The sequence below is a fragment of the Anoxybacillus sp. P3H1B genome (assembly GCF_001560855.1).
GTDB classification, from domain to species: Bacteria; Bacillota; Bacilli; order Bacillales; family Anoxybacillaceae; genus Anoxybacteroides; species Anoxybacteroides rupiense.
The window spans coordinates 38884-59089 of sequence record NZ_LPUG01000019.1; the positions used below are offsets into that span (position 1 = coordinate 38884).

Annotated in this window: 20 protein-coding genes and 1 riboswitch; of the genes, 17 read left to right on the plus strand and 3 right to left on the minus strand. The window is 46.3% G+C overall.

What is annotated here, in order from left to right; all coding sequences use genetic code 11:
• The first annotated feature begins 35 nt into the window (after nucleotides 1–35).
• The 15 genes from cobJ (at nucleotide 36) to AT864_RS12135 (ending at nucleotide 14787) form a co-directional block, all read left to right on the plus strand.
• Nucleotides 36–1601, plus strand: coding sequence for a precorrin-3B C(17)-methyltransferase (cobJ, locus tag AT864_RS12065; protein WP_066149186.1), 1566 nt, complete (start codon nucleotides 36–38; stop codon nucleotides 1599–1601).
• 12 nt (nucleotides 1602–1613) lie between these two features.
• Nucleotides 1614–2444, plus strand: coding sequence for a sirohydrochlorin chelatase (locus AT864_RS12070; RefSeq protein WP_066149188.1), 831 nt, complete (start codon nucleotides 1614–1616; stop codon nucleotides 2442–2444).
• 11 nt (nucleotides 2445–2455) lie between these two features.
• The gene (gene cobK / locus AT864_RS12075; protein ID WP_066149190.1) at nucleotides 2456–3226 is read left to right on the plus strand and encodes a precorrin-6A reductase; all 771 of its coding nucleotides are present in this window, start codon (nucleotides 2456–2458) and stop codon (nucleotides 3224–3226) included.
• Nucleotides 3227–3244: 18 nt separating this feature from the next.
• Nucleotides 3245–3892, plus strand: a complete 648-nt coding sequence (locus AT864_RS12080) for a precorrin-8X methylmutase (RefSeq protein WP_066149194.1) — start codon at nucleotides 3245–3247, stop codon at nucleotides 3890–3892.
• A gap of 3 nt (nucleotides 3893–3895) precedes the next feature.
• Complete coding sequence (locus tag AT864_RS12085; RefSeq protein ID WP_066149196.1) at nucleotides 3896–4990, plus strand: cobalt-precorrin-5B (C(1))-methyltransferase; 1095 nt, start codon at nucleotides 3896–3898, stop codon at nucleotides 4988–4990.
• On the plus strand, nucleotides 4977–6185 hold the full coding sequence (locus AT864_RS12090; protein WP_066149198.1) for a bifunctional cobalt-precorrin-7 (C(5))-methyltransferase/cobalt-precorrin-6B (C(15))-methyltransferase: 1209 nt from the start codon (nucleotides 4977–4979) through the stop codon (nucleotides 6183–6185). The genes AT864_RS12085 and AT864_RS12090 overlap by 14 nt, the downstream gene beginning before the upstream one ends.
• Nucleotides 6182–6883, plus strand: a complete 702-nt coding sequence (gene cobI / locus AT864_RS12095; protein WP_066149200.1) for a precorrin-2 C(20)-methyltransferase — start codon at nucleotides 6182–6184, stop codon at nucleotides 6881–6883. The genes AT864_RS12090 and cobI overlap by 4 nt, the downstream gene beginning before the upstream one ends.
• The gene (gene cobM, locus AT864_RS12100) at nucleotides 6880–7650 is read left to right on the plus strand and encodes a precorrin-4 C(11)-methyltransferase (RefSeq protein WP_066149202.1); all 771 of its coding nucleotides are present in this window, start codon (nucleotides 6880–6882) and stop codon (nucleotides 7648–7650) included. Before cobI ends, cobM begins: the two co-directional genes overlap by 4 nt.
• A 1-nt stretch (nucleotide 7651) precedes the next feature.
• Nucleotides 7652–8749: a cobalt-precorrin 5A hydrolase gene (locus AT864_RS12105; RefSeq protein WP_066149204.1), complete on the plus strand. Its 1098-nt coding sequence runs from the start codon at nucleotides 7652–7654 to the stop codon at nucleotides 8747–8749.
• Complete coding sequence (locus AT864_RS12110) at nucleotides 8734–10092, plus strand: cobyrinate a,c-diamide synthase (RefSeq protein WP_066149206.1); 1359 nt, start codon at nucleotides 8734–8736, stop codon at nucleotides 10090–10092. Before AT864_RS12105 ends, AT864_RS12110 begins: the two co-directional genes overlap by 16 nt.
• Nucleotides 10085–11590, plus strand: coding sequence for a cobyric acid synthase (locus AT864_RS12115; protein WP_066149208.1), 1506 nt, complete (start codon nucleotides 10085–10087; stop codon nucleotides 11588–11590). Before AT864_RS12110 ends, AT864_RS12115 begins: the two co-directional genes overlap by 8 nt.
• 5 nt (nucleotides 11591–11595) lie before the next feature.
• Nucleotides 11596–12633 (plus strand): nicotinate-nucleotide--dimethylbenzimidazole phosphoribosyltransferase, encoded by a 1038-nt coding sequence (gene cobT / locus AT864_RS12120; RefSeq protein ID WP_066149211.1) that lies wholly within the window; start codon nucleotides 11596–11598, stop codon nucleotides 12631–12633.
• A complete protein-coding gene (cobA, locus tag AT864_RS12125) occupies nucleotides 12630–13406 on the plus strand; it encodes a uroporphyrinogen-III C-methyltransferase (protein ID WP_044743459.1) in 777 nt (258 codons plus the stop codon). Before cobT ends, cobA begins: the two co-directional genes overlap by 4 nt.
• A complete protein-coding gene (gene cobO / locus AT864_RS12130; protein ID WP_066149213.1) occupies nucleotides 13393–13932 on the plus strand; it encodes a cob(I)yrinic acid a,c-diamide adenosyltransferase in 540 nt (179 codons plus the stop codon). The genes cobA and cobO overlap by 14 nt, the downstream gene beginning before the upstream one ends.
• 174 nt (nucleotides 13933–14106) lie before the next feature.
• Nucleotides 14107–14787 carry a bifunctional 2-polyprenyl-6-hydroxyphenol methylase/3-demethylubiquinol 3-O-methyltransferase UbiG gene (locus tag AT864_RS12135; RefSeq protein WP_066149215.1) on the plus strand — a complete coding sequence of 227 codons (681 nt, stop codon included), beginning with the start codon at nucleotides 14107–14109 and terminating at the stop codon, nucleotides 14785–14787.
• 580 nt (nucleotides 14788–15367) lie between these two features.
• On the opposite strand, the gene crcB (AT864_RS12140) is transcribed toward AT864_RS12135, so the two are convergent.
• The 3 genes from crcB (AT864_RS12140) to metA form a co-directional block, all read right to left on the minus strand.
• Nucleotides 15368–15730: a fluoride efflux transporter CrcB gene (gene crcB, locus AT864_RS12140; RefSeq protein ID WP_044743462.1), complete on the minus strand. Its 363-nt coding sequence runs from the start codon at nucleotides 15728–15730 to the stop codon at nucleotides 15368–15370.
• Complete coding sequence (gene crcB / locus AT864_RS12145) at nucleotides 15730–16146, minus strand: fluoride efflux transporter CrcB (protein WP_044743507.1); 417 nt, start codon at nucleotides 16144–16146, stop codon at nucleotides 15730–15732. The genes crcB (AT864_RS12140) and crcB (AT864_RS12145) overlap by 1 nt, the downstream gene beginning before the upstream one ends.
• Before the next feature lie 52 nt (nucleotides 16147–16198).
• Nucleotides 16199–16258, minus strand: a riboswitch (Fluoride riboswitch).
• 509 nt (nucleotides 16259–16767) lie between these two features.
• Nucleotides 16768–17676 carry a homoserine O-succinyltransferase gene (gene metA / locus AT864_RS12150; protein ID WP_044743463.1) on the minus strand — a complete coding sequence of 303 codons (909 nt, stop codon included), beginning with the start codon at nucleotides 17674–17676 and terminating at the stop codon, nucleotides 16768–16770.
• Nucleotides 17677–17820: 144 nt separating this feature from the next.
• On the opposite strand from metA, the gene AT864_RS12155 reads away from it, so the two are divergent.
• Nucleotides 17821–19509: a formate--tetrahydrofolate ligase gene (locus AT864_RS12155; RefSeq protein WP_066149217.1), complete on the plus strand. Its 1689-nt coding sequence runs from the start codon at nucleotides 17821–17823 to the stop codon at nucleotides 19507–19509.
• A gap of 168 nt (nucleotides 19510–19677) precedes the next feature.
• Nucleotides 19678–20193, plus strand: coding sequence for a hypothetical protein (locus tag AT864_RS12160; RefSeq protein ID WP_066149219.1), 516 nt, complete (start codon nucleotides 19678–19680; stop codon nucleotides 20191–20193).
• Nucleotides 20194–20206 lie beyond the last annotated feature (13 nt).

Sequence of the window (20206 nt, forward strand, 5' to 3'; positions counted from 1 at the left end):
GGAGAAGGCTGAATCATAAAGAAAGAGGTGAAACAATGCAAGGAAAATTATTGGTCATCGGATTTGGGCCGGGCAGTGCCGACCACATGACGAAACGGGCACGACAAGCGATTGAAGAAAGTGATATTGTGATTGGCTATAAGACTTACATCGAGCTTGTGGCGGATTTAATAGGAGAAAAGCCGATTATCAGCACAGGTATGACAGAAGAGGTGAGCCGAGCGCAGGAAGCGGTGAAATGGGCGGAAAAGGGCAAGAAAGTAGCGGTTATTTCAAGCGGCGATGCAGGAGTGTATGGCATGGCGGGACTTGTATATGAGGTATTAATTGAGAAGGGATGGACAAAAGAAAGCGGAATAGAAGTCGAAATCATTCCCGGAGTTTCTGCCATCCATTCATGTGCAGCGCTATTAGGGGCCCCTATTATGCACGATGCTTGTACCATTAGCTTAAGCGATCACTTGACGCCGTGGGCGGTGATTGAGAAACGGATTGAAGCAGCGGCGATGGCCGATTTTGTCATTGCTCTTTATAACCCAAAAAGCGGAAGGAGAACGAGGCAAATTGTCGAAGCTCAGCGCATTTTGCTGCGCTACCGTTCTCCACAAACCCCTGTTGGTCTGGTGAAAAGCGCATACCGCCCCCGGCAGAATGTGGTTATGACAGATCTAGAACATATGCTGGAACATGATATAGGTATGCTAACGACTGTCATTATTGGCAATTCATCGACATTTGTGCATGATGGGCTGATGATTACGCCGCGCGGATACCAGCGGAAATATAGCTTGGATAAGCTGGAGCAGCGGCTAAAACCGCACGAACGGCTGCGCAAGGAGGCCGAGCCGTGGGCGCTCGATCAAACAGAAGAAACAGAGAGTGTGCGCAAAACAGCGGAAGAAGCCCTGCAAAAAGTGGCCATTCGTCAATACGAACAAGCGAGAGCAATCGAGGAGATTTTTGAACTGGCAGTAAGTCCGGGAGTCGCGAATAAGGCCTTTACGCCACAGCAAATGCTGCTGATTGCTGAAATGGTCGGGAACCGTGGCAAGATGATGTATACACCGGATCATTATTTAAAGCTGGAAATGTTGACAGACCGTCCTGATGACATGGTTCGAAAATTGAAGGAAGCAGGTCTTGTTGTCATGCCGATTGGCAACGTATTAACCGTTAAAGCATGCGATTTTTGCGATGGTGAGAAAAAAGAGGGGATTCCATACGCTGAACAGCTGCACGAAAAGCTGGGAGGAATGGCGCTGCCAAAAGAGCTAAAGCTGGGAATTAACGGCTGTGGAATGGCGTGCTACGGAGCGGTAAGAGAAGATATAGGCATTGTCTACCGCAAAGGCGCGTTTGATTTATTTTTAGGTGGAAAAACGATTGGGAGGAATGCCCATCCTGGGCAGCTTGTGGCAGAGGGGATACCGCCTGAGCAAATCGTTCCTGTCGTCATACAAATTATTCAAGAATATAAGGAACACGGGCATCCTAATGAAAGATTCCATAAATTTTTCCAAAGAGTAAAAAAAGCAGGAGGTTTTGTTTACCAAGAACCTCGCACCAATCAAAAAATCGAAGTTTCGGCGTGTGGAGAATAGGGGGAAAAAAGAGTGAAGGCGATTTTATTTGTAGGACACGGAAGCCGGGATCCGGAAGGGAACGAACAAGTCATCCAATTTGTGGAGCGTTTGCGTCCCCAAGTGGATGCTCGCTATCATATTGAAACATGTTTTTTAGAGTTTGGCTTGCCGACGATGTTGGAAGGAATGAAACGCTGTGTTGAAGAAGGAGCAGATGAAGTGATCGTCATTCCGATTATTTTGCTTGCGGCTGGCCATTCCAAGCTACATGTTCCAGCTGCAATCGATGAAGCGAAACAGCAATATCCGCATGTCACCTTTATATATGGTAGACCGATTGGCATTCATGAGCAAACATTTACTATTTTAAAAGAAAGATTGCAAGAAATTGGTGAAAATGTGGAAGCTCCTGATCCTAATACCGCTATTTTGCTGCTTGGACGTGGGGGCAGCGATCCTGATGCCAATAGCGATTTATATAAAATCGCACGGCTGTTTTGGGAACGAACGAACTACTCGCTCGTTGAGCCGGCGTTTATGGGGGTCACAGCTCCGCTTTTAGAGGAAGGGGTGGAACGCTGTATAAAACTTGGTGCGAAAAAGATTGTTATTTTGCCGTATTTTCTATTTACCGGCGTTCTTATCAAAAGGCTTGAAGCCAAAGTTTCCGAGTTTAGCAGTCGTTATCCGCAAATACAGTTTGCTTTAGCTGGGTATTTCGGGTTTCACCCAAAGCTGCAAACGATTGTGCTTGATCGCTTAGAGGAAGCCCTTGGACAAACGGTGAAGATGAATTGCGATTTATGCCAATATCGCTTGCATATGGCCGATCACCATCATCACCACCACCATCATCATTAAGGAGAGATGCTATGATTATTGTTTTAGCAGGTACAAGCGATGCGCGGGAATTGGCGCTTGAAATTCAGCAAGCGGGCTATCGTGTGATGGCGACTGTCGTCACAGAGCACGCAGCCGAGCAATTGGAAAGCGCAGGGATTTCAGTTCACCTCGGCCGTTTGACAGCCGCTCAATTGACGGAGCTCGTTTATACAAAAAAAGCTCAAGCCATTGTTGATGCCAGTCATCCATTTGCTGAAGAAGCTTCGAAAAATGCAATAAAAGCGGCTCAGGATGCTAACGTTCCCTATATTCGTTATGAACGAAAATCTGTTCTGTTGGCGTATGAACGCGTCACATTCGTTGATACCTATGAGGAAGCCGCTCATTTAGCAGCAATAAAAAAAGGGGTTATTATGCTGACGACTGGGAGCAAAACGCTGCCTATCTTTGCGGACAAGCTGCTTGGTTTGCCGGATGTGCGTGTGATTGCTCGCATGCTTCCGCGCAAGGATAATATGGAAAAGTGCGAAAAGCTGCAATTTCCTCAAGAAAATATTGTAGCGATGCAAGGACCGTTTACGAAAGAATTAGATCTCGCGCTTTTTAAACATTTTGGCGTCACACTTTTGATTACAAAGGAAAGCGGCAAAGTGGGATTTGTCGATGAAAAAATCTCCGCTGCTGAAGAAATGGGAATTGAAACGATTGTCATTCGCAGACCATCGATTCAGTATGGCACGGTCTATTCCGAATTTTCCGACGTCCTTGCTGCGCTGAAGGAATCCTTACCACGATTATAAATGAAAGGAGTTTTGCCAATGGACTTTCGTACAGAATTTCGTCCTGTGACGATTCAACCGCAGCAAATTGAAGAACGCAGTTTTCAAATCATTGATGAAGAGATGGGAGAGCACCCTTTTACGGAACAGCAATATCCAATTGTTCAACGTGTCATTCATGCATCAGCTGATTTTGAATTGGGAAAAAGCCTGCTGTTTCATCCACATGCGATCAGCGCAGGTATTCAAGCGATTCGTGAAGGGAAAAAAGTAGTCGCTGACGTCCAAATGGTGCAAGTTGGCGTGAATAAAGCAAGAATTGAAAAATATGGCGGAAGTGTGCACGTCTACATTTCTGATCCTGATGTGATAGAAGAAGCGAAGCGATTGAATACGACAAGAGCGATCGTTTCTATGCGGAAAGCGGTCAAAGAAGCCGATGGGGGCATTTTTGCGATTGGAAATGCACCAACGGCATTGCTTGAACTGATTCGCCTCATTAAAGAAGGAGAAGCGCGGCCGGGATTAGTGATTGGCTTGCCTGTCGGATTCGTATCGGCTGCCGAGTCGAAAGAGGAGCTTGCAAAGTTAGATGTTCCGTTTATTACGAATATCGGACGAAAAGGAGGCAGCACAGTCACGGTAGCGGCGCTGAATGCACTTTCGATTTTAGCTGAGCGAGGGTAGAAGATGGGAGAAACGAAATTGCGTGAAGGATATACGACAGGCGCTTGTGCCACTGCGGCGACCAAAGCAGCGCTGACCGCTCTCATTACGGGCATTCCGCAAACGGAGACGACGATCTATTTGCCTGTAGGGAGATGGGTCACTTTTGCAGTGGAACGGTGCGAAATTGTTGGCAATAGGGCAACAGCCGCTGTCATCAAGGATGGCGGAGATGATCCGGATGCTACGCATGGAGCGGAAATTGTTTCGACCGTTTCCTGGATGGAAGATCATCGAATTGAACTAGATGGAGGAGAAGGGGTAGGACGGGTAACGAAGCCGGGGTTGCCCGTCTCTGTCGGAGAGGCAGCTATCAATCCAGTGCCGCGCAAAATGATTATCGAGGCCGCGCGAGATGTCCTTCAGCAATACGGAAGGGTTGGTGGTATACGTATCGTGATTTCTGTTCCAAAAGGAGAAGAAATCGCGAAAAAAACGTTAAATGCCCGGCTTGGCATTATCGGTGGCATTTCTATTTTAGGAACGCGCGGCATCGTTGTCCCTTTTTCAACATCTGCTTATCGAGCAAGTATTGTTCGGGCGATTCAAGTAGCCAAAGCGACGGGTTGTCATCATGTCGTCATAACGACAGGAGGAAGAAGCGAAAAGTATGCGATGAAGCAATATCCTTATCTGCCAGAGGAAGCGTTTATTGAGATGGGGGATTTTGTTGGATTTACGCTTAAGCAATGTAAAAGGCAAGGAATCAAAACGGTATCGATGGTTGGAATGATGGGGAAGTTTTCGAAAATTGCTCAAGGAGTCATGATGGTCCATTCAAAAAGCGCTCCTGTTGATTTTCATTTCTTAGCATCGATTGCTCAAGCGTCGGGGGCTTCTCCTGAACTTGTTCGTTCCATTCAGGAAGCCAATACCGCCTCACAAGTCGGCGATCTGATGTATGAAGCAGCACACATGTCATTTTTTGAAAAACTATGTGAGCATTGCTGCGCTTCTGCTTTAAGAGAAGTTGGCGGCGGTCTTGTGGTGGAAACCTCTCTTTATACGATGAGCGGACAATTTTTAGGAAAGGCGGTGCAAGCGGATGCAACCGATTAAACTGATCGGTATTGGCGCAGACGGAAAACAAAGTCTGCCGTCCTTGTATGCACAATGGATCGAAAATAGTGAACGATTGGTCGGGGGAGAACGCCATTTATCGTTTTTTTCCGATTACCGAGGGGAAAAGCTGGTGATCAAAAACGGTCTCTCTGCTCTTGTCGAACGGCTGCGCACGGAAGAAAAGCGCACCGTGATTTTAGCATCGGGCGATCCGCTTTTTTATGGGATCGGTAGCTACTTATCTCGCAAGCTTCCAATTGAAGTGTATCCATCTGTCAGCTCGCTACAGTGGGCATTTGCGAAGATGGGAGAGAGCTGGCAGGATGCATATGTTGTCAGCGTGCATGGTCGAAGCATGAAAGGACTGGCGCAACGAATTGACGGGCGCGATAAAGTAGCGATTTTAACGGATGCAGAGCATTCACCGAACGAGATTGCTAGTTACCTGCTTTCGTATGGAATGACAGAATATCGCGCATTTGTAGGGGAAAATCTCGGCAGCGATGAGGAGCGGTGCCGCTTTTTTGAATTGGAAGAGATGGCACAAACCGAATTTCATCCTTTAAATATTGTTATTTTGCAAAAAAAAGAAGCCGGACCTATTTGGCCTTTTGGAATCGATGATGAAGCCTTTTTGCAGCGCAAACCAGAAAAAGGGCTAATTACAAAAAAAGAGATTCGGATTTTAAGCGTTAGTGCCCTTCAGCTGCGGGAAACGAGCGTTGTTTGGGATATCGGAACCTGCACGGGCTCTGTAGCGATTGAAGCGGCGAAAATCGCACGCGAGGGAGCGATATTTGCGATTGAAAAAAATGAATATGATATCGATATTTGCCAGCAGAATATGCGGAAATTCCGCACGGATTTCACCCTTGTTCACGGCCGTGCGCCGGATCATCTCAATGAATTTCCCGATCCCGATGCGATTTTTATCGGCGGTACATCTGGGGAAATGGACCGGCTGCTTGATGTTTGCTGCGAGAGGCTTAAGCCAAACGGACGTATCGTGATCAACGCGGTGACGATCGAAACATTGCACGAAGCGGCGGAAGGGCTAAAACAGCGGGGATTTCAGGCTGATATCACATTGGCGCAATTATCAAGAAGCAAACCGATTTTGCAGCTGACCCGCTTTGATGCTCTAAACCCTATTTATATTATTTCTGCTTATAGGAAGGAAGAAGAACAATGATCGGAATGCTGTACGGTGTCGGGGTGGGCCCGGGAGATCCAGAGCTATTGACAGTCAAGGCGTTTCGCTGTTTAAAAGAAGCGGATGTGATCGCCTATCCGAAAAAGCAGCGCGGCAGTAAAAGCTATGCTCAGCAAATTATTGAAGCTTATTTTTCCCCAAGCGAAAAAGAAATGCTTGGTCTCGTGTTTCCCATGACAAAGGATTCCTCCGTTTTACGGGAAAAATGGAAGGAAACGGTTCAGATTGTGTGGGAGTATCTTGCTGCTGGAAAAAATGTTGCGTTTGTCACTGAAGGCGATCCATTTTTATATAGCACATTTATTCATTTTATGAGAACGATGCAAACGAACTATCCGGATGTGCGTATCGAAGTGATCCCGGGCATCTCATCTGTCAATGCGGCTGCCGCCCGTTTGCAGTTGCCTTTGGCTGATGGCGATGAGCATGTCGCCATTATTCCAGCACGCGATGATTATGAGGAGATGAAAAAAGCGATTGAAACCCACGATTGTGTCGTATTTATTAAAGTCGCCAAAGTCATTCCTATGATGCTGCGGCTGTTGCGGGAGCTTGATTTAGTACAAAAAGCCGCGGTGGTGACAAAGGTGACATCAAACGAAGAAGTGATTTGGGATATTGAGCAGCTCGAAGGAGTAGAGCTCGAATACTTAACGTTAATGGTGGTGAAAAAATGAAGCTGTATATTGTCGGTGCCGGACCCGGCGATCCAGAGCTGATTACCGTGAAAGGGCAAAAGCTGCTCCAAGAAGCGGATGCGATTTTTTATACAGATTCGCTTGTGAATGATGCCTTACTTAAGCAAGCTAAACCGGAAGCGGAAATCTTCCACACAGCAGGCATGTACTTAGAACAGATCGTTCAGCTGATGGTGGAGCGCGTCAAAAGCGGCAAAAAAGTGGTGCGCCTCCATACCGGCGATCCGTCGATCTATGGAGCAACGCTTGAACAAATGGTTCAATTAAAAAAAGAAGCGATTGGCGTTGAAATCGTTCCTGGTGTCAGCTCTGTATTTGCAGCAGCGGCTGCTGCTCATGCTGAACTTACCGTTCCCGATTTAACCCAGACCGTGATTTTAACGCGCGCAGAAGGACGCACCCCTGTTCCTGAGAAGGAAAAGCTGGAGGAATTAGCGAAACATCATTGTACGCTAGCGTTATTTTTAAGCGCCACGTTGACGAAAAAGGTAACGAAAGCGCTGCTTGAGGCGGGATGGAGCGAGGAAACGCCAATCGTTGTAGTGTACAAAGCGACATGGCCAGATCAAAAAATTGTCCGTTCAACGGTCGGAACATTAGATGAAGATATGCGTGCCAACGGCATTCGCAAGCACGCGCTGATCTTGGCAGGATGGGCGCTTGATTCGGCAATAGCTGAGCGTTCGTACCGCTCAAAGCTCTATGATCGAACGTTTACGCATGGATATAGGCAGGGGGAGAAATAGCATGTACGCTGTTGTTGCGATTACGAAGCATGGGGTGACTATCGCGCGCCAAATCGGCGAGCAGCTGCCAGGCGCCCGTGTATATTACGCGAGCAAATTTGCCAGAGGCGATGAAGAGGAGAAAGGCATTCATTTATTTGAAGGAAATGTGCGTCTCTTGCTTCCCTCACTGTTTGTTACATACCGTGGGTTGATTCTCATTATTTCGCTTGGCGCGGTTGTGCGGATGATTGCTCCGCTATTAAAGGATAAAAAAACAGATCCGGCCGTTGTTGTCATTGATGATAAAGGGGAGCATGTCATAAGCGTATTATCTGGCCATCTTGGCGGGGCGAACGAATTAACTCGTGAGGTAGCTCAACTTTTGCATGCCCATCCCGTTATCACAACCGCTTCCGATGTTCAAAAAACGATCGCTGTAGATTTATTCGGCCGCTCATTCGGCTGGGTATGGGAGTCGGAAGACAAGCTGACCCCTGTGAGCGCTGCGGTGGTGAATGAGCAGCATGTCGCCATTATCCAAGAATCAGGCGAACGGAATTGGTGGCGATATGATACGCCTTTACCGTCTAATATTCGCATCTATGCTTCGATTGCAGATGCACTTGCTGCTAAGCCGGATGCGGCCCTTGTTGTTACGCATCGGCTGCTTTCCAAAAATGAAGAAGCGATTTTACAAAATGGCGTGCTATATCGTCCAAAGGTTCTTGTTCTTGGCGTTGGCTGCAATCGTGGCACATCTGCCGAGGAGATTGAAGCGGTCATTATGGAAACGCTCAAGGAGCTGCAATTTTCCTGGAAGAGCGTGAAAGCGATTTGTACAATTGATTTGAAAAAGGACGAACAAGGGCTCCTTAAGGTTGTGCAAAAATACGGTTGGGAGTTTATTTGTTATTCTCCCGCACAGCTTAATCAAGTGGAGATCGAACAACCTTCGGAAACGGTCTTTCGTTATACGGGAGCGTATGGTGTCAGCGAGCCGGCAGCAAAATTGTACAGCGGCGCTGATACGCTTGCGCTTGTGAAGAAAAAATCAGGCAATGTAACGATTTCCGTTGCTTTGCTTCAGGAGGAGAAAAGGCAATGCGCAGAATGGTGATCGCCGGAACGGGAAGCGGTGTCGGCAAAACAACCATTACTATTGGCGTGATGGCGGCGCTAAAAAAGAAAGGATATACGGTTCAGGGATTTAAGTGCGGTCCTGATTATATTGATCCGACCTATCATGCCGCTGTTACCGGCCGTCCATCCCGCAATTTAGACAGCTGGATGGGCGGAGAGGACATTGTGAAAGCGGTCTGCCAAAAAGGGGGGGAAGGAGCAGACATTGCCGTGATTGAAGGTGTCATGGGCTTCTTTGATGGCAAGCAAGCGACTTCGATAGAAGGGTCGACGGCCGAAATCAGCTTATTGACAAAAAGCCCGGTGTTGTTAGTGGTGGATTGTTCAGGGATGGCACGCAGTGCCGCTGCTGTTGTCCGCGGCTTTCAGCTGTTGGATGAGCGCGTGCATATTGCTGGAGTCATTGCGAATCGCGTGGGCAGCGAAGGGCATTTTCGATTAGTCAAGGCCGCGATTGAACAAGAATGCGGCATTCCGGTCATTGGATATTTGCAAAAACAAGACGATTTACATATTCCTGAACGGCATTTGGGACTCGTGCCATCCATTGAACGCGGCGAGCTTGACCATTTTTTTGCAAAGCTTGGCGAGCGAATCGCCCAAACGATTGATCTTGATCGGCTGTTGCAATTAGCTCAAGCTCCCGAATTAGAAGTGAAGCCTTCTTTTTTATCCAGTGATGCTGTCTCTTCTGTTCGGATCGCGGTTGCGAAGGATGCTGCCTTTCATTTCTATTATCCAGAAAACCTTGAGATGCTGGAAGCATATGGCGCGAAGCTTATGTTTTTTTCACCGCTGGCTGGAGAAACGGTTCCAGATGATTCAGACGGTTTGTATATCGGCGGGGGATTTCCGGAAGAATTTGCCGAACAGCTATCCAAGCAAGAGCATGTGAAGCAATCAATAAAGCAGGCCATTGAACGCGGAATTCCTACCCTTGCAGAGTGCGGAGGATTTATGTTTTTGACAGAAGGAATTGAAACGACAGATCGCACGTTTTACGAGATGGTCGGTGTCATTCCGGGGAGAGTGCGCATGCAAGAGAAGTTAGCCGCTCTTGGTTATCGTGAAGTAACAGGAGATCATTTTCTGCTTCCGAAAGGGACGGCGGCCAGAGGTCATGAATTTCATTATTCTACTTTTACGCGTTTGGCAGAAAGCGATTTTGCCTATGAAGCAAAAGGATTGCGCGGAGTGAAAAAGGATGGCTATATGCGTGGAAATCTTGTCGCTGGCTATATTCATCTGTATTTTCCATCATGTCCTGATATGGTAAAGCGTTGGCTTCAACAATGCGAAAGGATGAAGCATCATGCCTAAAGCGCTGCCGATTATGTTTCAAGGAACGCATTCCGATGCAGGCAAAAGCATCATTACCACTGCTTTTTGCCGGATTTTTGCCCAGGAGGGATGGAAAACAGCTCCATTTAAATCGCAAAATATGTCGCTCAATTCATATGTCACGTTTGACGGGAAAGAAATTGGCCGCGCACAAGGAGTACAGGCAGAAGCAGCGGGAATTGTGGCAACTACAGATATGAATCCCATCTTAATTAAGCCGAGCCGGGAAAATGAGTCGCAGATCGTGGTCCACGGAAAACCGTATGGAAACATGAAAGCAAGTGCATATCGAAACGAATTTTTTGCGATGGGGCTGCAAGTTGTCGAGCGCTCATTGCGGAAGCTGATGGCTGAATATGATCGAATCGTCATCGAAGGAGCCGGAAGTCCGGCTGAAATTAATTTAAACGATCGTGAGCTTGTCAATATGCGTATTGCTCGCATGGCGAACGCTCCTGTCATTTTGATTGGCGATATTGAGCGGGGCGGCGTGTTTGCAAGTTTAGTAGGAACGTTGCAACTTTTAGAAGAAGCCGACCGCAAACGAGTGATCGGCGTGATCATTAATAAATTTCGCGGTGATGTGGCGCTTTTGCAGCCCGGATTGGATTGGTTTGAAGGCTATACAAATGTGCCGGTGCTCGGCGTCGTTCCGTACATGCCGGATTTACCTATTGATGCAGAAGATTCTGTTAAGCTGGCGGAGTTTTCTAGATACAAAAATGCTCAAAAAGAGATTGATATTGTCGTTGTTCAATATCCCCGCATCTCGAATTTTACCGATATCGATCCATTTTTCAGCGAGCCGGATTGTCATGTTCGTTTTGCTACAAAAGCAAGAGAAATTGGTCAGCCGGATCTATTGATTTTGCCGGGAAGCAAAAATACGATGGAAGATTTGCTGTATATAAAAGAAAGTGGAATCGCAGACGAAATCAATCGTCTTTATGAACAAGGAAATACCGCCATCATCGGAATTTGCGGCGGCTATCAAATGCTTGGCCGGCATATTCGCGATCCATTCGGCGTGGAGACAACCGTGAAGCAGCTGAAAGGACTATGCTTTCTTCCGATCGATACGACCTTGGAGAAAGAAAAAACAACCGTGCTTTCAGAGGGTGTGTTGACGCTTGGCAATGAGCGCTTCCAAGTACGCGGATATGAAATTCATATGGGACATTCAACCCCTTGTGACGGCTATCTTTCGCTGATTGCTATGGGAGCCCATACAGACGGATGCAAGACAGAGGATGAACGGGTATGGGGGACCTATTTTCATGATATTTTTCATAACGATTCCTTTCGCGCCCATTTATTAAATCACATCCGGCACAGCAAAGGGCTTCCGCCTTTATATGACCGTCCTTCGTATCGAGCGATGCGCGAGCAGGCCTTTGATCGGTTAGCGGATTGTGTCAAGCGCCATGTCCGAATCGAGACAATTGAACAAAAAATGAAGGAGTTTCAAAGGAGGTAACCCCATTGTTTGATATTCCAGCATTAGATGAACAAGCGGGACAAAAGGTAGAAGCCCATGTCAACCAGCTTACCAAACCGCCTGGCAGCCTTGGACGTTTAGAGCAGCTTGTCATTGAGCTTGCCAAAATGACAGGGTCTCATGTTCCGCAGGTGACCCCGCCTGGTGTGCTTCTGTTTGCTGCCGACCACGGAGTGGCCAAAACAGGTGTTTCTGCGTTTCCGCAAGAAGTAACGGCGCAAATGGTGCTGAATTTCGTGCGCGGCGGGGCGGCGATCAATGCATTTAGCCAACAAATTGGCGCATTATTTGCTGTCGTGGATGTGGGGGTAGCATCCGATATTCCGGAAGAAGGGGTTATTCGTCAAAAGGTTAAATATGGAACGAATCATTTTTGCGAAAAAGAAGCGATGACGCAGGAAGAGGCAAAGCAAGCATTATTGGTCGGTTATCAGCAAGCTAATGAGATGATTGAACAAGGGATTCGCTGTTTGATCGTCGGGGAAATGGGAATTGCCAATACAACCGTTGCCAGTGCGATTTTAGCGGCATTAAGCGGCCAAAAAGTCGAACAGCTCGTTGGAAAAGGAACGGGTATTTCCGATGATAGGATCGCCCATAAAACGAAAGTCATCGAACAGGCATTGCGGCTTCATCGTCCGGATCCTTCTCAGCCGCTTGAGCTGCTAGCTAAGATTGGCGGCCTCGAAATAGCGGCAATGGCTGGCGCGATGCTGCGCGCGGCGGAAAAGCGTATTCCGATTTTACTTGATGGTTTTATTTGTACAACTGCTGCTCTTCTAGCTAAATTGTTTCATCCCTATGCAGCCGACTATATGATTGCGGGGCATCGCTCGCAAGAACCGGGCCATCATGTGGCATTAACGTTGTTAGGAAAAGAGCCGCTCCTTGATTTAAGCATGCGGCTTGGCGAAGGGAGCGGGGCGGCAGTGGCCTTTCCGTTGCTGCAATTTGCTGTGAATATGTTGAATATGACGACATTTGCAGAAGCGAGTGTATCGCAAGGTGGTGAGCAAACATGAGCAAAGGAAAAGTATATTTAGTAGGAGCGGGACCAGGCGATCCGAAGCTGATGACCGTTTATGGATTGGAATGTATTCAAAAAGCCGATGTCATTATTTATGATCGTCTCGTTAATCAAGATTTGCTCCAATATGCGAAAAACGAGGCGCAATTGATATATGCCGGAAAAGAGCCGGGAAAGCATGACAACATTCAAGAGCAAATTCACCAATGGCTTGTGGAGAAAGCGCTGCAAGGCAAAATGGTAGTCCGCCTAAAAGGAGGCGATCCATTTGTATTTGGACGAGGCGGGGAAGAAGCGGAGGTGCTAGTAAAGCACGGCATCCCGTTTGAAGTAATTCCCGGAATTACCGCAGGCATTGCCGCTGCTGCTTATGCAGGCATTCCGGTCACGTATCGTCATCTGGCGACTTCATTTACCATTGTGACTGGACATGTCCGCAGCAAGCATGGAGCCGATTCCTTAAATTGGAGAGCGTTAGCGGATGGGAGCGACACGATCGCGTTTTACATGGGGATCGGAAATTTGCCTTATATTTGCCAGCAGCTGATCCAACATGGAAAGGATCCTGAAACGAAAGTCGCTATTATTGAATGGGGCACGACGATGCGGCAGCGCACGGTTGTTGGCACGCTACAAAATATTGCTGAAAAAGCGGAAGGAGCGGGCATTTCTCATCCAGCGATCATTCTTGTCGGAGAAGTGGTAAAGTTGCGGGAAACCATTCAATGGTTTCCTGAATTAGAAGGTGAGATCGTTGACACAAAATAAAGGAAGACTGATTGTGTATACGGGTGATGGAAAAGGAAAAACGACGGCCGCTCTTGGACTGGCGCTGCGAGCGGCGGGAAGAGGGAAAAAAGTAGCCATCATCCAATTTATTAAATCGCCTGAGCGGACATATGGAGAGCATATAATGCTGAAAAAATTAGGGATTGAGATACATGCGATGGGAGCTGGATTTACATGGACGAAAACACCGCAAGAGCATCGTCGAGCATTAGCTGAAGCATGGCGGTTTGCCAAGGAAAAAATCATGTCGGGAAGCTATGATCTGATGATTTTAGATGAACTCAATAATGCGCTGGCGATTCAGCGTTTTCCTATTGATGATATTCTTTCCTTGGACGAGGTAGTCGAGCTGATGAAAATGCGCCCCTCCCATCTTCATCTGGTGGTTACGGGGCGCTCAGCCGCAAAGGAATTAATAGCTCTAGCCGATATTGTAACGAACATGCAAGCGGTGAAGCATGATTATCATGAAGGGATTTCCGCTGTTAAGGGAATCGAGTTTTAACCTAATCCGCCGCGCGTCTCTCACCCTAAGAGTGGAAGTGGGAGAGGGGGGAGCGAAAAAATAAAGTTTGCTATCATGCTAGTCTAAAGCATGTGGTCCTTCTCAATCATTGAAGATCAATGTATAATCGGTTTACAGCCACTTTTTCACTTAGAGGAGATGGAAGCAGCGAACATGAACATGTTTAAATGGCACGAAGAAGCGAAAAAGCAGTGGGACGAACGGGCCGAATTTTGGAATAAAAGCAGTGAGGACATGTGGGAACGCGGCAGCAGGAAAACGATTTTGCCGTTTCTTGCCTCCTATATCCCCATTGGGAGCGAAATGATTGATTTAGGATGCGGAGACGGATATGGAAGCTGGAAGCTGGCGCAGTCAGGCTACCGAGTGGTAGGCATCGACTTATCGTATGAAATGGTGGAAAAAGCGAGAATAAGAGGAGAAAATGAGCAGCTTCGGTTTATTCAAGGGGATTTGACTCATTTGCCCTTTGATGATGAAGCGTTTTCCGGGGCGATGGCGATTAATTCGCTTGAATGGACGGAAGAACCGTTAAAAGCGTTAAATGAAATGAAACGGGTCATTAAGCGCGGCCACTATTTATGTGTCGGGCTGCTTGGTCCGACAGCAGGCCCTCGAGCCAACAGCTATCAGCGTCTATACGGCAAGTCGGTCATTTGCAATACGATGATGCCATGGGAGTTTGAAAAACTGGCGCAAGAGAATGGCTGGGAACTTGTGGACGGGAAAGGCGTGTATAAAAAAGAAGTGGATGAAGAGGCTGTTTCCGGTCTGCCGACAGAGTTAAAACAGGCGCTGACATTTATGTGGCTATTTATGTTGCGCAAACGCTAAAGCGGCGTGAGCCGTTCTTCTGGCACCACGAGTATCTACTATTTATTATAAAAAGCCTAAAAGGGTTTGCCTATTAACAAAGGCAAGCCCTTTTAGGCTGCGTCATTGGCCTTATTCATCCGCTCATGAACGTTTCTTGTTCGATTTGCGTCTTTACTCGGCTATGCTCCTTGTTTGCTAAGCCTCTTGAAATTAAAATGGTTGTAGACAACGTCAACATCAACTTTGTCTACAACCTGCTTTTTATTTAACTGGCAATATATTTATCTTCCCACTTATTTCGCCATTTGTTGCGCCGTTCCATCCGCGATCCTTTATATAGGTGCTTATACTTTTTCCAATGACTTTTCCATTGTTTTCTTCGTTCGGCTCTCATCCCTATGTCATCCCTTTCTTTTTTCTGTGCTGAATCGCTTTCTTCTTTATTTCTCTTTTTTTTGTGTCGAACCCTTTAGCTGTTTTTGTCGAGATATAAGAAGTTTTGCTGTGTAGAAGGAATCAGTATAGTACTGTCGACAAGCAACCATTTAAACATTATAACAAATTTTTAGTTTAAAGTCTTACATGCAGCCAGCAGACGTCATCGCTGGCCTAATTTCATGCCTAAAAAGGCGAGAAGCATCCCGAATAGATAACTTGCGCCTAAGTATAGAAGGAACATTTTCCGTTTCCGATTCGCATGCAGCTGAATCGCTTCCAATTTAAATGTAGAGAAGGTCGTGAAAGCTCCCATAAACCCAGTGCCTAATAGCAGCTGCCAGCCTTGATTCAGCTCTTTGCCTAAGATGTATCCCAATAGAAAAGCTCCCGCTAAATTGATTACAAAGGTGCCCGTTGGAAAAGGGGTGCTTCCACTCCGTTTCAACCAATTGTTTATACTGAATCGGGCAATGGCGCCAAAAAATCCACCGATCGCTACTAATAAAGCCGAATGATTGAGCATTACTTTTTTTCTCCTTCGAAACGATGCTTTTGTGTTGATTTAACAAAAAGGAAATTACCTGTCTGAGCTCCCAGCCAAGACATTGCAAGCCCTCCGGCTAAACTGCTGAAAATATAGCTAAGGGCGATGGCCCATTCGGATTGTTGAAGGAGTCTTACCGATTCCACACTAAATGTGGAGAATGTTGTAAACGAACCGATAAATCCGGTATTAATGGCTGTTATAAGCTCGGAAGGGAGTCTATGCAAACGCGCTAAATACATGGTGATCCAACTGATTGCAAAGCAGCCGATCAGATTGATGGACAATGTGGCAAACGGAAATGGGTGATGCCACCATATATCCACGAACAGCCCCAAATAATAGCGAGACAACGCTCCGATCATGCCAGCGATGCCAACAACAATATAAATCATTTTTTCCACCCCTTCAATAGTTTGGACAAAAAAAGACTCCACCAGTATTTGCATACCGGTAGGAGTCATCAGCTCAAAGGCAATTACGGCGAACTCCATCGCCTCTTCAATTACCTTGGATTATATCAAGGAAGCGCGGCTTCTGTCAATGATCGAAAGGCCTACATAAGGATCTGGCGTTCATTTTGTACGATAAGCTGGATTATGCAGGGGGAATAGACGGAGAGATAAAAAATGGTAAGCAGAATATGCCCCCACCTCCATTCCGTAAGAGGTGGGGAAACTTCCCGGTGGATGATGGTACATTAAAATGAATGATAGGAAAATAAGTGAAAAATATTAATTTGATAAGCCTTTCAATTTAGCCGAATCTAAAGAAAAAGAATCGACTTACTCCCAAATATATGACGTTCTTTGTGAAATTCTATGTAAATATGATATCTAAAAAATAAGCGGGATTGCTCCCGCTTTTTCTGTGACCACATTGACCACGCATTTGACCACGTAATTAGGTGAAAATGAGTTAAATACAATAAAAACAATAAGGGAAGATAGGTGGAAAAAACCTATTAAATCAAGTTTTTTCTTCAATTAGATAAACACGAAGAAAAAAGAATAACATCACTCCCAAATATAAGGCGTTTCTTGATAGACGTAGTAATTGAGCCAGTTGACAAATAACAAATTGGCATGAGCACGCCATGTATTCAACGGCGGTTTGGTCGGATCGTCATTTGGAAAATAAGATTCCGGAATTTGAATAGGCAGGCCTTTAGAGAGATCCCGCTCGTACTCTTCTTGGAGTGTAGTGGCATCGTATTCTGGATGCCCTGTTAGAAAAATGTGTTTGCCATCGTTTGAGGCGACGAGACATACTCCTGCTTTATCGGAGGACGCTAGAATCGTCAACTCTGGAACGGCTTCGATATCTTTGTGCGAAATATCAGTATGGCGCGAATGCGGAACGCGAAATACATCGTCAAACCCGCGTAATAGTTTGATATTTTTTGCTTTGATCGAGTGTTCAAAGACGCCAAAGCATTTTTGCGGCAGCTGATATTTTGGAACGCCATAATGGAAATAAAGCCCCGCTTGCGCTCCCCAGCAAATATGCAAGGTCGAGGTCACATTGGTTGTTGTCCATTCCATAATGTCTCGAAGCTCGCGCCAATAGTCCACCTTTTCAAATGGCAAATGCTCGATAGGAGCTCCGGTAATAATCATTCCATCAAATTTGCGATGTCGAATCGAAGGAAAGGTCGTATAAAATTGTTCGAGATGATGCTTGCTTGTCGTTTTTGCTTCATGTGTTTCCGGATGCAAAAAGGTAATATTCACTTGCAGCGGCGAGTTGCCGAGCAGGCGCAATAGCTGTGTTTCTGTTTTTTCTTTTTGTGGCATTAAATTTAAAATCGCTATATTCAACGGGCGGATATCTTGGGAATAAGCCCGTTCTTCATCCATCACGAAAATGTTTTCTTGCTCTAATATTTCTTTAGCAGGTAGATTTTTGGGAATATTAATAGGCAATCGTCTCATCCTCCATTCCTTATTTTTCTAAATAATTTAATTATAAGAACATTACGAATTTTGTTCAATCAATTTTTTCACATTTCTCTAAATGATAAAATAAATACTAATAGAACAAGCTGTTGAATAGATGGAGGAAAAGCGATGACAACGAAAACGAAATGGAAGACAGATCTTGAAATTGCCAAAGAAATCAAATTAAAGCGCATTCAGGAGATTGCGCAGGAACTTGGTCTTTTAGAGGAGGAGTTTGAGCCACATGGTCACTATAAGGCGAAAATCTCGCTTGATGTGATGAAACGGTTAGCCAGCAAGCCAGATGGGAAAGTGATTTTAGTGACAGCGATTAACCCGACTCCTGCCGGAGAAGGGAAATCAACCGTTACAGTAGGGTTGGGGCAGGCGTTGAACAAGCTTGGCAAAAAAGCCATTGTGGCAATGCGCGAACCATCGCTTGGGCCGACGATGGGCGTAAAGGGCGGCGCAACTGGAGGAGGTTATTCACAGGTGCTGCCGATGGATGAAATTAATCTTCATTTTACAGGAGATTTGCATGCGATTACGACCGCGACAAACGCCTTGGCAGCGTTTATCGACAATCATATTCATCAAGGAAATGAACTGCGCATTGACGTGCGTCGCATTGTTTGGAAGCGAGCGGTCGATTTAAATGACCGCGCCCTCCGCCGCGTGATCGTCGGTCTCGGCGGTCCAACTCAAGGCGTGCCGCGTGAGGATGGCTTTGATATTACCGTTGCTTCAGAAATTATGGCTGTCTTTTGTTTAGCCAAAGATTTAACCGATTTAAAAGAGCGTTTGTCGCGAATGGTGGTGGCGTATAATGTTGATAAGCAACCGGTGACCGTCGGTGATTTGGGTGTTGAGGGAGCGTTAACGCTGCTTTTAAAGGATGCATTTAAACCGAATTTAGTTCAAACGGCTGAGCATACACCAGCACTGGTGCACGGTGGTCCGTTCGCTAACATTGCCCATGGCTGCAATAGCATCATTGCGACGAAAATGGCGCAGAAGCTCGGTGAGTATGTGGTAACAGAGGCAGGATTCGGTGCGGATTTAGGCGCGGAAAAGTTTTTGCATATTAAAGCTCGCTTCGCAGGAATCGAACCGGCTGCTGTTGTTATTGTTGCGACCGTTCGTGCGTTGAAAATGCATGGAGGCGTTTCCAAGCAAGAACTGTCAGTCGAAAATGTGGATGCGTTGCGAAGAGGGTTAAGCAATTTACAAAAGCATATCGAAACCATTCAAGCCTTCGGTTTGCCGTTTGTCGTTGCTCTTAATCGCTTTATCACTGATGCGGATCAAGAAATCGAAACGCTGCTGTCATTTTGCCGCGACCATCACTATCCAGTTGCTTTAACAGAAGTATGGGAAAAAGGCGGCGAAGGAGGAATGGAGCTAGCGGAAAAAGTGCTGGATATGATCGAACATGGCACAAACCAATTTGCTCCTTTATATGATCTCCATGATCCTCTGCCTGACAAAATTCGCAAAATTGCCCATGCTGTTTACGGAGCCCAAGCGGTCGAGTTTTCTACAAAGGCGCAAAAGCAAATGGCTCAATTTGCGGAATACGGATGGGATCGCTTACCTGTGTGCATGGCGAAAACGCAGTATTCGCTGTCTGACGATCCACAAAAATTAGGGCGTCCGACAGGCTTTGCCATTACGGTGAGGGAGTTAAAGCCATCGATAGGCGCCGGTTTCATTGTCGCTTTGACGGGAGACGTTATGACGATGCCGGGACTGCCGAAAGAGCCGGCCGCATTAAAGATGGATATTGATGAGCGCGGACAAGCGATTGGGCTGTTTTAACTAAGTGGCTGATCCGGCGAAGCTGGCCGTCTGCCGAACAGAAGTATTTTTTTGTTGATGACGAGAATGCTGTTGTTCTCATCCCCTTCGCTTTCGAGTGAAAGAGGCCCATGTTCAACTTTGCTGCTGAAAAATAAAGATGGAGTTCATAAAGAGGGAGACACACGAATGTTTGATCCAACCGTGTTTGATAATTTGAAAACAGTGATCGAAGGAGCTGTTTATGATTTAGATTTAGAAGGCGTCATCGCGGTGATAGAGCGCCATGATTTCATCGATTTAGCGCACCTTTCACGAATGTACGAGATTGCTTTTCAGCTACGGGGACAGCTAGGAGTGGATGTATCGTGCAAGGTGGAGCTGACAATGGATTTGGAGCAAATGGCTGGAGAACTGCTGCAAACATTAGCGGCTCCAGGGTGCAAATTAACGATTATGTTTACGATGCCACTAATCCGGGAGGAAACGGTCTGCCCTTTAGTGGAAGAAGTGCTCCAAAAGATTTGGGGAAGCAATCGGAGCATTTCGCAAACTTTGCGACGCGATTATAAAAGCGGGCAAGGCAGCCATGAAATAAAAGTGCAATTTGGCCGGCTTATTGATGAAACCCATATCGATGATTTGCAGGAAATGCTGCCATATATGCTAAAATCTCTTCACGAACTGAAATTATTGGCCAAATGATAAAGTGCCAGAG